The organism is Geomonas sp. (assembly GCF_056994735.1).
Genome location: NZ_JBXKJL010000272.1, coordinates 1 through 11,832 on the forward strand (window position 1 = coordinate 1; position 11,832 = coordinate 11,832).

At 61.9% G+C, this 11,832-nt stretch carries 10 protein-coding genes and 1 other annotated feature; all 10 genes read right to left on the reverse strand.

Annotated elements, in window-relative coordinates; genetic code table 11:
- Window positions 1–16: 16 nt before the first annotated feature.
- Window positions 17–1,561 carry a 2-isopropylmalate synthase gene (locus tag AC11W3_RS11830; RefSeq protein ID WP_484091940.1) on the reverse strand — a complete coding sequence of 515 codons (1,545 nt, stop codon included), beginning with the start codon at window positions 1,559–1,561 and terminating at the stop codon, window positions 17–19.
- Between the two features lie 173 nt (window positions 1,562–1,734).
- Window positions 1,735–1,977 (reverse strand) — a binding site (T-box leader).
- 110 nt (window positions 1,978–2,087) lie between these two features.
- Complete coding sequence (gene pssA / locus AC11W3_RS11835; RefSeq protein WP_484091865.1) at window positions 2,088–2,846, reverse strand: CDP-diacylglycerol--serine O-phosphatidyltransferase; 759 nt, start codon at window positions 2,844–2,846, stop codon at window positions 2,088–2,090.
- A gap of 32 nt (window positions 2,847–2,878) precedes the next feature.
- Window positions 2,879–3,538, reverse strand: coding sequence for a phosphatidylserine decarboxylase family protein (locus AC11W3_RS11840; RefSeq protein ID WP_484091825.1), 660 nt, complete (start codon window positions 3,536–3,538; stop codon window positions 2,879–2,881).
- 160 nt (window positions 3,539–3,698) lie between these two features.
- Window positions 3,699–4,190: an acetolactate synthase small subunit gene (gene ilvN, locus AC11W3_RS11845; RefSeq protein WP_484091826.1), complete on the reverse strand. Its 492-nt coding sequence runs from the start codon at window positions 4,188–4,190 to the stop codon at window positions 3,699–3,701.
- A 56-nt stretch (window positions 4,191–4,246) separates the two neighbouring features.
- Complete coding sequence (gene ilvB, locus AC11W3_RS11850) at window positions 4,247–5,947, reverse strand: biosynthetic-type acetolactate synthase large subunit (protein ID WP_484091827.1); 1,701 nt, start codon at window positions 5,945–5,947, stop codon at window positions 4,247–4,249.
- Window positions 5,948–6,104: 157 nt separating this feature from the next.
- A complete protein-coding gene (ilvD, locus tag AC11W3_RS11855; RefSeq protein ID WP_484091828.1) occupies window positions 6,105–7,766 on the reverse strand; it encodes a dihydroxy-acid dehydratase in 1,662 nt (553 codons plus the stop codon).
- A 305-nt stretch (window positions 7,767–8,071) separates the two neighbouring features.
- Complete coding sequence (gene tsaB, locus AC11W3_RS11860; protein WP_484091829.1) at window positions 8,072–8,764, reverse strand: tRNA (adenosine(37)-N6)-threonylcarbamoyltransferase complex dimerization subunit type 1 TsaB; 693 nt, start codon at window positions 8,762–8,764, stop codon at window positions 8,072–8,074.
- A 108-nt stretch (window positions 8,765–8,872) separates the two neighbouring features.
- Window positions 8,873–9,940, reverse strand: coding sequence for an RIP metalloprotease RseP (gene rseP, locus AC11W3_RS11865; protein WP_484091830.1), 1,068 nt, complete (start codon window positions 9,938–9,940; stop codon window positions 8,873–8,875).
- A gap of 187 nt (window positions 9,941–10,127) precedes the next feature.
- Window positions 10,128–11,285, reverse strand: coding sequence for a 1-deoxy-D-xylulose-5-phosphate reductoisomerase (locus AC11W3_RS11870; RefSeq protein ID WP_484091831.1), 1,158 nt, complete (start codon window positions 11,283–11,285; stop codon window positions 10,128–10,130).
- Between the two features lie 148 nt (window positions 11,286–11,433).
- Window positions 11,434–11,832: phosphatidate cytidylyltransferase (locus AC11W3_RS11875; protein ID WP_484093073.1), on the reverse strand; the 399-nt coding region annotated here is incomplete at its 5' end.

Here is an 11,832-nt window from a genome sequence, read left to right on the forward strand (position 1 = left end):
CGTCAGGCGGGGATTATCAGAGGGCCTCGATGTCGCGGTCCGTGGCGGAATGGAGCCGGTTGAGGGCGTCGATGTAGGCCTTGGCCGAAGCCTCGATGATGTCGGTGGATGCGCCGCGTCCGATGACGGTCCGCTCCCCTTCGGCGACACGAACGGTGACCTCGCCCTGGGCGTCGGTGCCGCCGGTAATGGAGCCGACGTTGTACTGGACCAGCCTCGGGTTGGTCTTGGCCAGCTTCTTGATGGCCTTGAGGGTGGCGTCTACCGGGCCGTCGCCAAGCTCGGCGGTACGCACCTGGACTCCGTCGATCTCCATCTGCACGGTGGCGGTGGCCACGGCGAAGGAACCGCAGGTCACGGTGATGTGGGAGAGCTTGTACTTCTCCTTGAGCCTCATCACCTCGTCGGCCACGATGGCGTCGAGGTCCTCGTCGTAAACCTCCTTCTTCAGGTCTGCCAGAGCCTTGAAGCGGTTGAAGGCCTTGTTGAGGTTGTCATCGTCCAGCTCGTAGCCGAGCTCCTCCAGCCTCTTCTTGAAGGCGTGACGGCCGGAGTGCTTTCCGAGCACCAGCGCGCTGGCCTTGAGCCCGACCGACTCAGGCGTCATGATCTCGTAGGTCGACTTCTCCATCAGCATGCCGTGCTGGTGGATCCCCGCCTCGTGGGCGAAGGCGTTGGCGCCGACAATGGCCTTGTTCTGCTGCACCACGATCCCGGTGATGGTGGTCAAGAGACGGCTGGCCGGGGTCAGCTGCTCGGTAACCACGTTGGTCTTGAAAGGGAGGATGTCGCCGCGGGTCCTGAGGGCCATGACGAACTCCTCGAGGGAGCAGTTTCCGGCGCGCTCGCCGATGCCGTTGATGGTGCATTCGACCTGCCCGGCGCCCGCCTGGATGGCCGCGATCGAGTTGGCCACCGAGAGCCCGAGGTCGTTGTGGCAGTGGACCGAGATGGTCGCCTGCTCAATGTTGCTGACGTTGTCCTTGAGGTACTTGATGATGTCGAAGTACTCGAAGGGGATGGTATAGCCGACGGTGTCGGGGATGTTGACCACCTTGGCGCCGGCGTCGATGACCGCGGCGACGACCTCGGCCAGGAACTTCCTGTCGGTGCGGACCGCGTCCTCGCAGGAGAACTCGACGTTGCCGGTGTAGGAGCGGGCCCTCTTCACCCCTTTGACTGCCGACTCCAGCACCTGGGACGGGGTCATCTGGAGCTTGTACTTCATGTGGATGTCCGAGGTGGCTATGAAGGTATGGATCCGCCCCCGCTCCCCGGCATACTGCAGCGCCTCCCAGGCGCGGTCGATATCCTTGAAACCCGAGCGGCAGAGGCCGGCGATCTCGGGGCCGGTTATGGTCTGGGCTATCTTCTTGACGGCTTCGAAATCCCCTTCGGAAGCGATCGGGAAGCCCGCCTCGATCACGTCCACATTCAGTTTCTGCAGCTGCTTGGCGAGGCGGATCTTCTCCTCGATGTTCATGCTGGCGCCGGGAGACTGCTCCCCGTCTCTGAGAGTGGTGTCGAAGATCTTGATGGTCTTAGGTTCGGTATTGTTCACTTGCGCCCCCTGTGATTGTTAGCCTGCACTTTCCTGAAAGCTCATTTGAAGTCAATTATTCCAGAGATCGGTGCAAAAGCCACCGGAGCCGCGTCCGGCACCGGCAACTCACTCACCAAAGCCGCGTCCGGCGCCGGTAGCAAGCCCCTGAAATAGAAAAAGCCTCCGCCCCAATAAGGGGCGAAGGCTCATGAAAGCTTCCGCGGTACCACCCTCGTTCATCCGCCTGTCGGCGGACCTCTTTCACCCTTCACGCGGGCCGACGGCCGAAACTAAAACCGCTTCCGCTGGATACCGGAACGGTCCTTCATCACGGCGGCTCGAAGGCGAGTTCACCTGCTTCCACACCGGTTTGCACCAACCACCGGCTCTCTGTAGAGGAAGATAAGGCTACTACTCCTTGTCAATGCCTTTTCTCGATTGGGCGATAATAGGAAAAAGCCCCGACTGCTGTCAAGGCTTTTTCTGTATCATTTCAATAATTTTAGCGTGGCAAAAAGATTGTCTCGGGAGCCAGAACCTGCGGCTACCGTTTGCCGGCGTTGCGCATGTCCTCGTGCCCCCTGTGCATGGCCTTCTCGAGCCTGCGCCTGCGGGGCCAGGTCATGATGAACCCTACCGGGCCGGAGAGGATGTAGCAGATGAAGATGGTGAAGAGCATGACCACCGGTTCCGCCGCGATCACGATCAACAGGAGCACCGCCAGCACCAGGAAGGCGAAGGGCTGCCGCTTGATGAGGCTCGGGTCCTTGAACGAGTAGTAGCGGACGTTGGAGACCATGAGGAGCGCCAGGAAGTAGATCAGGATGATGATGGCGAGCTTGTTGTAGGAACTGGGCCAGCCGTAATGGTGGAAGAAAAGAACGGTGGCCGAGACCATGCTGGCTGCGGCCGGGGTGGGAAGCCCGACGAAACGCTTGCTCTCCACGGTGTCGACCTGGACGTTGAAGCGGGCCAGCCTCAGCGCGGCGCAGACCAGGAAGAGGAAGCCGGCGAGCCAGCCGAGCCTGCCGAAGGGCCTCAGGGCCCAGCAGTACATCAGGAGCCCGGGAGCAGCCCCGAAGGAGACCACGTCGGCCAGCGAGTCGAACTCGACGCCGAACTTGCTGGAGGTCCCGGTAAGCCGGGCCACCTTCCCGTCCAGGCCGTCGAAGATCGACGAGGCCAGGATCCAGAGGGCGGCGGTACGGTAGTCTCCGTTGACGGTCGAGACCATGCAGTAGAAGCCGGCGAAAAGGCTTCCTGCGGTGAAGAGATTTGGGAGGATGTAGATCCCCTTGCGCATCCCTTCCCTTTCTATCTTCGTGCTCTCTTCATTCACGACAGTATCCCCAGGACCGTTTCCCCTGCGACGGTCTTCTGTCCCATGGCAACGTTGATCTTGGTCCCCAGCGGAAGGTAGATGTCCAGCCGGGAACCGAAGCGAATCAGGCCGTACCTGCGCCCCCTGGTCAGGAGGTCGCCGACCTTGGCATAGCAGACGATGCGCCGGGCGATGAGGCCCGCCACCTGGACCACCACCATCCTCAGACCCGGGGCAACCTCGAGCACCAGCCCCTGCTGCTCGTTCTCGAAGGTGGCACGCTCGTCCCGCACGTCGTAGAACTTCCCCTTGGTGTAGAAACTGTCCACCACCTTGCCGCTGATGGGAGCGCGGTTCACGTGCACGTTGAAGACGGACATGAAGATGCTGATCTTCTCCATCTCGACCGAGGTGTGCGGCTCCACCACCTTGCCGGAAAAGATTACCACACCGTCGGCGGGGGCAATCACGGCATTCTCATTGGTCGGGGTGTTCCGCTCGGGGTTCCTGAAGAAGAAAACGGTGAAATTGGCCAGGAGCAGAAAGAGGAAAGCGGGAGCGAGAAAGCCTGCGTGTACGTAGTGTCCAAGAAGGGCCATGACAACGGTCACGACCATGAATCCGAGTATGAACGGGTACCCCTCGACTGCAATCGGGGTATGAGTGTTGCGCATCTAGTACCTCATTAGCGGGTTGATAAGAAAAGCGGTTACTGGCACGGGGGGTACGGACGCCTCACAGAAAAAGAGGCCGGATCCGGAATACTCTCTCGCACCAAAGCGGGATTATAGCCCGAAAACGGCCCCTCGTGCAATGAAAAGAAGGTCTTAGCCCCTACCCCTTCCAGCCCTTGGCACCGCGGCCGATCACTACGGGACCGGTGCTGACCAGCTCCTTCAGGCCCAGCGGGCGCAGCAGCTCGACCATGGCGCTGACCTTGGCGGGGGTGCCGGTGGCCTCCAGGGTGTAGGACTTGGGAGTGACGTCGATGACCTTGGCCCGGAAGATGTCGGCGATTCTCAGCACCTCGGCGCGGCTTTGATCCTCGGCCGAGACCTTGACCAGCACCATCTCACGCTCGATCGCGCTCTCCGGCTCGAAGTCGATGACCTTGATCACGTCGATCAACTTGTTGAGCTGCTTGGTTATCTGCTCGATGATCTGCTCGTCGCCGTGGGTGACCACCGTGATACGGGAGAGGGCTTCATCGTTGGTAGGTGCGACGGTGAGCGAATCTATATTGAAGCCGCGTCCGGAAAAAAGCCCGACCACGCGGGAGAGGACGCCGAACTCGTTCTCGACCAGGACTGCTATGGTGTGTCTCATTGAATCCCTCCGTGTTTCCATTTATAACTCCACTAGCATCAGTCATCTGCCCCGTCTTAAGAGGCCAACACCATCTCGGTGAGAGAGGCGCCGGCGGGGACCATCGGAAGCACCTTCTCCTCACGGGCGACCTTGAATTCCATCAGGACCGGGCCCGCAGTGGCGAAGGCCTTCTTGATGACCTCGTCCACCTCCTCCACCTTGGTGGCCTTGAGACCGGTGGCGCCGAAGGCCTCGGCAAGCTTGATGAAGTCGATGGGGAGTTCGAGGCAGGTCGAGGAGTAGCGCTTGTCGAAGAAGAGTTCCTGCCACTGGCGCACCATGCCGAGGAAGTTGTTGTTGAGGATGCAGATCTTCACGTTGAGCCTGTTCTGCACCAGGGTGGCCAGTTCCTGCATGTTCATCTGGAACCCGCCGTCGCCGACCACGCAGATCACCTGGCGGTCAGGACAGCCGGCCTGGGCGCCCATGGCGGCGGGGAGGCCGTAGCCCATGGTCCCGAGCCCACCGGAGGTGAGGAGGGTGCGGGGCTTGGTGAAACCGAAGAACTGGGCGGTCCACATCTGGTGCTGCCCGACGTCGGTGGCCACGATGGCGTCAGGCTGGGAGAGGGCGCGCAGCCGCTGGATCACGTACTGCGGCTTGATGGTGGAACCGGACTGGCGGTAGGAGACCGGATGCTTCTCCTTCCAGCCGTCGATCTCGGCGATCCAGGGCGCAAGAGCCTCCTTCGAGGCCGCCGCTTCGTGGGACTTGGCCTTGGTGACCTTGAGCATTTTCAGCAGGACCTCGCGGACGTCGCCCACGATCGGGAGGTCCACGCGCACGTTCTTCTTGATCGAGGTCGGGTCCACATCGATGTGAATGATCTTGGCGTGCGGGGCGAAGGCCGCGATCCTGCCGGTGACCCGGTCGTCGAACCTCGCGGCGATGGCGATGAGGACGTCGCAATGGGAGACGGCCATGTTGGCGTAATAGGTGCCGTGCATGCCGAGAAGCCCAAGGGACTGCGGATCATCTTCGGGGAAGGCGCCAAGGGCCATCAGGGTGGTGGTGACAGGGATGCCGAGCCGCCTGGCCAGGGTCGTCAGCTCTTCGGCGGCGTTGCCGAGGATGACGCCGCCCCCCACGTAGATGACCGGCTTCTTGGCCTGCATCATCATGTCGACTGCCTTCTCCACCTGCTTGGGGTGCCCTTCCACGGTCGGTTTGTAGCCGCGGATCTCGACGGTTTCCGGGTACTCGAACTCGGTCTGGGCGATCTGCACGTCCTTGGGGATGTCGACCAGGACCGGCCCAGGCCTTCCGGTGCGGGCTATGTAGAAGGCCTTCTTCATGATGAGCGCGAGGTCCTTCACGTCCTTGACCAGGAAGTTGTGCTTGGTGCAGGGACGGGTGATCCCTATGATATCGGCCTCCTGGAAGGCGTCATTGCCGATGAGGGCGGTGGGCACCTGGCCGGTAAGGATCACCATGGGGATGGAGTCCATGTAAGCGGTGGCGATGCCGGTGATGGTGTTGGTAGCCCCCGGCCCCGAGGTGGCCAGCGCGACGCCGACCTTGCCGGTCGCCCTGGCGTAGCCGTCGGCTGCGTGGACCCCCGCCTGCTCGTGACGTGGCAGAATGTGCCTGATCTCCTTGAACGAGAAGAGTTCGTCGTAGAGGTTGATGACGGTACCTCCGGGATACCCGAAGATGGTGTCGACCCCCTCCCGTTTCAGACACTCCAATACAATGCGCGCACCATTCATCTTCATACGTTTTAACCCCCATGCAGCGGCAGTCTCCTGCCTGCTATTGATCGATCCCACGCTCTGTAAGCACGGAATCACTAGTAATGACTTCGTCCCTGAGGCCCACGCCACCTCGGTAAAGGCGGGCATGCCTCTGCCCCTCGGTAAAGGGGGTCAGGTTTTATTCAGCGGTGGTAATGGCCCCGGTGTGGGCCGAGGTGACCACCTTCGCATAGCGGGCGAGCCAGCCCTTCTTGATCTTCGGCTCGGGAGCGGCCCAGCGGCTGCGCCGCTCGGCCAGTACCTCGTCGCTCACCATCACCTTCAGCGAGCGGTTGGGGATATCCAGTTCGATGGTGTCGCCGTCCTCGATGAGGGCGATAGGACCGCCCACCGCAGCCTCCGGCGAGATGTGGCCGATGCAGGGGCCGCGGGTGCCGCCGGAGAAGCGGCCGTCGGTGATGAGAGCCACGCAATCGCCGAGGCCAAGCCCCATGAGCGCCGCGGTCGGGGCCAGCATCTCCCTCATGCCGGGTCCGCCCTTGGGTCCTTCGTAACGGATGACCACCACGTCGCCGGCCTTGACCACACCGCCCATCATCGCGGCCATCGCCCTGTCTTCCGAATCGAAGCAGCGTGCGGTACCGGTGAAATTCATCATCTTGTCGGAGACACCGGACTGCTTGACCACCGCGCCCTTGGGGGCGATGTTGCCGAAGAGGACCGCGATGCCCCCCTCCTTCTTAACCGGCGACGACAGCGGATGGATCACCTGCTCGTCGACTCCGGCGAGGCTTGCGGCAATCTCCCTGGTGCTCAGGCCCATCAGGGTCGGGCAGTCGTGGATCTTGTCGCCCAGTTGCTTGAGAACTCCGGCGACACCGCCGGCGACGTCGAGGTCTTCCATGAAGTATTCGCCAGCGGGGTTCATGGAGGCGAGCTGCGGCGTCTCTTTGGCCAGGATGTCGAAGGTTTCCAGCGGGAGCTCGACCCCGGCCTCGTTGGCGATGGCCAGGAGATGGAGGACGGTGTTGGACGAACCGCCCAGCGCCAGGTCGACGCGAATGGCGTTCTCGAAGGCCTCGCGGGTGAGGATCGATCTCGGAGTCACGTTCTTGTGCACCAGGTCCACGATCTTTTCGCCGGAGGCAAAGGCGATGCGTCGCTTCAGTGCGGAGACAGCCGGCGCGGTGCCGCAGCGCGGAAGGCTCATGCCCAGGGTCTCGGTGAGGATGGCCATGGTGTTGGCGGTGAAGAGGCCCTGGCACGATCCCATCCCGGGGCAGGCGTTTTCCTCGCAGCGTGCCAGTTCCTGGTCATCGATCACGCCGGCCTTGTAACGGGCCATGGCCTCGAAGGTGTCGGTCACGAAGGAGTAGCGCCTCCCTGCGTCGCCACGCCCGCTCAGCATGGGGCCGGCGGTCACGACGATGCAGGGGATGTCGAGACGGGCAGCAGCCATCAGCATGCCCGGGGTGATCTTGTCGCAGTTGGTGAGGAGCACCAGGCCGTCGAGGCGGTGCGCCTCGGCCACAGATTCGACCATGTCCGCGATCAGCTCGCGGGTCGGCAGCGAGTAGTGCATCCCCTTGTGGCCCATGGATATGCCGTCGCAAACCCCGGGGATGCCGAAGAAGAAGGCGTATCCGCCGCCGGTGTGGACGCCCTTCTCGATGAAGCGCTCGAGGTCCCTCATGCCGACATGGCCGGGGATGAGGTCGGTAAAGCTGGTGGCGATGCCGATGAAGGGTTTCCCCATCTCGCTTTGCGGCAGTCCCGTCCCTTTCAGGAGGGCGCGGTGCGGCGTGCGTTCCAGGCCTTGAGTAATAGTGTCGCTGCGCATATATACTTCCCCTTACGCCGGCCACATCCGTTCAGGATCGGGAAACCGGCAGTTGATCTGGGTAAAAAACTATGTAGTTAAGAGAACTTATCCGGAAATGGATGAACGATCAAAATAATACATTAAAAGTAAACTGTCAACACTAGAACGGTGTTAAGGGAAGTCGAAGATCCAGCTATTAGACTTGCCCCGGTCGAAGAAAGTGCCTGATCCGTTCAAAAACCATTCGCCCTGAGCCTGTCGAAGAGCCTGCCCTGAGCCTGTCGAAGAGCCTGCCCTGAGCCTGTCGAAGGGCACTCTTCTGTTTAAACTGCTTCCCGCCGCCTTTTGGCCATTTCGGCCTCGGAGGCGCGGAGATAGGATGGATTCAGCAGGGGAAGGGGGGTGAAGTTCCCTCTAAGAGCGGCATCGAGGGCGATGACGCCCCCCGCGGAGGCACGCGGCAGGTGAGCGTTCCAGGGGGGGAAGATGGCAAGATCCTTCAGGGTCGACCCGATCAGCTCGCGGTAGCGAACTGCGCCCTCGCCAAGAAAAAGGGTCGGCTGGTCGATCATGGCCAGGAAATCGGCCGGAGGAAGGACGGCGTCGGGGGCCAACGCCTCGGGAAGCTCTCCGCAGCGATAGAGCCCGGCATAGACCTCGCTCTTGCGGGCGTCGAACATGGGCGCGACCTGGGCCGAGCAGAAGGGGAGGTTCATGGCCAGCATGGCGAGCGAGGAGAAGCCGACCACCGGTTTCCCCGTGGCGATGGCAAGGCCCTTGACGGTTGCGATGCCGACCCGGACGCCGGTGAAGGAGCCGGGGCCTATGGAGACGGCAAAGGCGTCGAGCCCTTCAGGGGTCAGGCGCGCGGCGCCGAGAAGGCTCGAGATGGACTCCATCAACCTTCCGGAATTGCAGCGGTCCTCTCCCAGGATCGATTCGCCGAGGAGGGTGGTGCCGTCGCTTAATGCTACCGAGGAGCAGTTACTTGAGGTATCGAGGGTAAGTATCTTCAATCGAGGTTCACTTCTCATCAGGATTAGTCCGACAGGGCCTCCCCCCTAATGGGGGAAGGCTCGGAGGGGGGAATCGGAGCAGACGATAAACAAAGGGGAGTCAAGGGGTTACATCTTGGCCCCGGTGAACATCCGCGCGATGTCGTTGTAGAAGGCCAGCATCATCAGGCTGATCAGGAGCACCAGGCCGATCTGCTGCGCGATCTCCCGCGACCTCTTGCTGACCGGCTTTCCGGTCACCAGTTCGACCAGGAAGAAGGCCAGGTGCCCCCCGTCCAGGATCGGCACGGGGAGGAGGTTCAGCACCCCGAGGTTGATGGACAGGAGTGCCAGGAAGGCCAGGAAGTTCACGCTCCCGGCCGCCGCCTGCTGCCCTGCCATCTTCACGATCATGATGGGACCGCCGATGGTGTCCAGCGGAATGGCGCGCTGCACCAGCCTGACCATGGAGAGCACCGTCATCTTGATGACGTTCCAGCACTGGGCGCTCCCCCTGGAGATCGCCTCGCCGGGAGGGAAGCGATCTATCACCGTGTCACCCGACGCCACCACGCCGATTACCGGCTGGGTCACGGTGTCGCCGAGGATGTTCTTCGAGGTCCGGCTCTCCGGCACCATCCTGAACCTCAAGGGCGCCTGCCCGCGCTGCACGGTCACGTCCAGCGGCGCGATCTTTCCTTCGGCAATGATCTTGGCGAACTCGTCCCAGCGGGTCACGGATTTCCCGTTCACCGAGGTGATGAGGTCTCCCGCCTTGATCCCGGCCTTAGCGGCGGGCTTATCCGGCTGGACTTCACCGACCTTGGTGGTCATCGCCGGGACCCCCATGATGAAGATCAGGATGAAAATGAAGTAGGCCGACAGGAGGTTGAATACCGGACCCGCCGCCACGATCACCATCCTCTGCAGAGGCGGCTTCTCGGCGAAAGAACGGTGCTTGTCCTCTTCGGCAAGTTCAGCATCCTCTCCCTCGCCGATCATCTTGACGTACCCCCCAAGGGGAAAGGCGGAAAGAAGGTACTCGGTCTCCCCGACCTTCTTACCGATGATCTTGGGGCCGAAGCCGAGGGAAAACTTCTCCACCCCCACTCCGAAGGTCTTGGCAAAGATGAAGTGCCCGAGCTCGTGGATGAAGATCAGCGCCCCCAGGGCGATGATTGCGAACAGAATGCTCATAGATCTTCCCTCATTTCCCTATGCCTGGGAGGACGGCTTTGAGCCGGGACTCCCGGCGTTGAGGGCAATGGCGGCAGTTGCCGCCGGCGCCGCGAAAACGCGGCCTCCATTTGTTAATGTGCACCCTATCCCGAACACTTTCAACACCAATTCCGGAAAAGCCCGCCCTCGACCGGGGCTACTGCGGCTACTGCCGGGCTCCGAGGATCTCCCTCGCCTTCATCCTCCCCCACCGGTCAGCTTCCAGCACTTCCTCGATCGAGGAAAGGGAATGGGGAGCATGGAGGTCCATGACCTTCTCGATCGACTGGGCTATGGCCATGAAGCTGATCTTCCCTTCCAGGAAGGCCTCGACTGCGACCTCGTTAGCGGCGTTCATGACGGCGGGCATGCTCTCGCCTGCGTCAGCCGCGCGATAGGCGAGCTTCAAGGCGGGGAAGCGGTCGGTATCGGGGTTGAAGAAGGTCAGCCCGGAAAGGGCCGTGAGGTCCAGGGGCTTCACCCCGGACGGAATTCGGGCGGGATAGGTCAGCGCGTAGGCTATGGGCCCCTTCATGTCCGGCACTCCTAACTGCGCGATCACGGAGCCGTCGATGTACTCCACCATGGAGTGGATGATGCTCTGCGGGTGGATGTTGACGCCGATCCGCTGCACCGGGATGTCGAAAAGCCAGCGGGCCTCGATCACCTCCAGCCCCTTGTTCATCATGGTGGCGGAGTCGACCGTGATCTTTCTCCCCATGCTCCAGTTGGGGTGGTTGAGGGCATCGGCAACCGTCGCGGTCATCAGCCGCTCCTTTCCCCAGTTCAGGAAGGGCCCGCCGGAGGCGGTGAGGATGACCCTGGCGATGTCCTCGTTGCGGTGTCCGGCCATGGACTGGAAGACCGCGCAGTGCTCGCTGTCCACCGGGTAGAGTTTCACCCCCTGCTTCCGCACCATCTCCATCACCAGGTGCCCGGCTGTGACTAGGGTCTCCTTGTTGGCGAGCGCCACGTCCTTGCCCGCCATGATGGCTGCCGTGGTCGGGACGAGGCCGGCGGCGCCGACGATGGCCGCCACGACCATGGTGGTCTCGGAAGCGGTGGCTGCGGCGATCATCCCTTCCACGCCATGCATGATCTGCGGCTTCTTCCCGGTCAGCATATGACTGAGCTTTTTCGCCTTATCCGGCGTCAGCACCGAGACGAGCTCGGGGTTGAAGGCTTCGATCTGGCGTTTCAGGAGCTCCAGGTTATTCCCCGCGGTCAGCGCCACGACCTTGAACATATCGGGCTGGGCCGCGACAACGTCCAGGGTGCTTACCCCGATGGAGCCGGTCGAGCCGAGAATGGTCAGCTTTTTCATTTATCCCTCGCTAAAAAAGCCGTTCCGCGTGCTGTGTCAAGGGGCCGGCTGGCTCCTATTGGAAACCTCTCCAACCGAACGCGGACGGTAATGAAAACATCAGAAGGCCAAGATCTTTCCCTCAGCACACGGAACCGGTGCCTGGCCCTCACCGGAAGACGAAGTAGGCATAATAAAAGGCGGCCGGGGCGGCGAAGAGGATGCTGTCCAGCCGATCGAGGATTCCACCGTGCCCCGGGAAGATGGTGCCGGAGTCCTTGACCCCGCAGCTCCTCTTGATCAGGGATTCGAATAGGTCCCCCAACTGCCCGAGCACTCCCAAAAGCAGGGCGGTGGCAAGGCAGTCGAGGATGGATAGGCCGTTAAAGAAGAGGAGCTTGAAGACAATGGCTCCGATGATGCTTCCCACCAGCCCCCCGACCGACCCCTCGACGCTCTTCTTCGGGCTCACCGAAGGGTAGATCTTCGTCTTTCCGAACGAGGAGCCGACATAGTAAGCGGCGCTGTCCCCGCACATCACGATGACCATGATGAGAAAAAGCCACAA

Excerpts from the sequence above, each read along its gene's own strand:
- AC11W3_RS11840 (WP_484091825.1), bottom strand. The coding sequence starts at position 3,538 with ATGCGCAACACTCATACCCCGATTGCAGTCGAGGGGTACCCGTTCATA.
- ilvD (WP_484091828.1), bottom strand. The coding sequence starts at position 7,766 with ATGCGCAGCGACACTATTACTCAAGGCCTGGAACGCACGCCGCACCGC.
- ilvN (WP_484091826.1), bottom strand. The coding sequence starts at position 4,190 with ATGAGACACACCATAGCAGTCCTGGTCGAGAACGAGTTCGGCGTCCTC.
- AC11W3_RS11870 (WP_484091831.1), bottom strand. The coding sequence starts at position 11,285 with ATGAAAAAGCTGACCATTCTCGGCTCGACCGGCTCCATCGGGGTAAGC.
- pssA (WP_484091865.1), bottom strand. The coding sequence starts at position 2,846 with ATGCGCAAGGGGATCTACATCCTCCCAAATCTCTTCACCGCAGGAAGC.
- ilvB (WP_484091827.1), bottom strand. The coding sequence starts at position 5,947 with ATGAAGATGAATGGTGCGCGCATTGTATTGGAGTGTCTGAAACGGGAG.
- rseP (WP_484091830.1), bottom strand. The coding sequence starts at position 9,940 with ATGAGCATTCTGTTCGCAATCATCGCCCTGGGGGCGCTGATCTTCATC.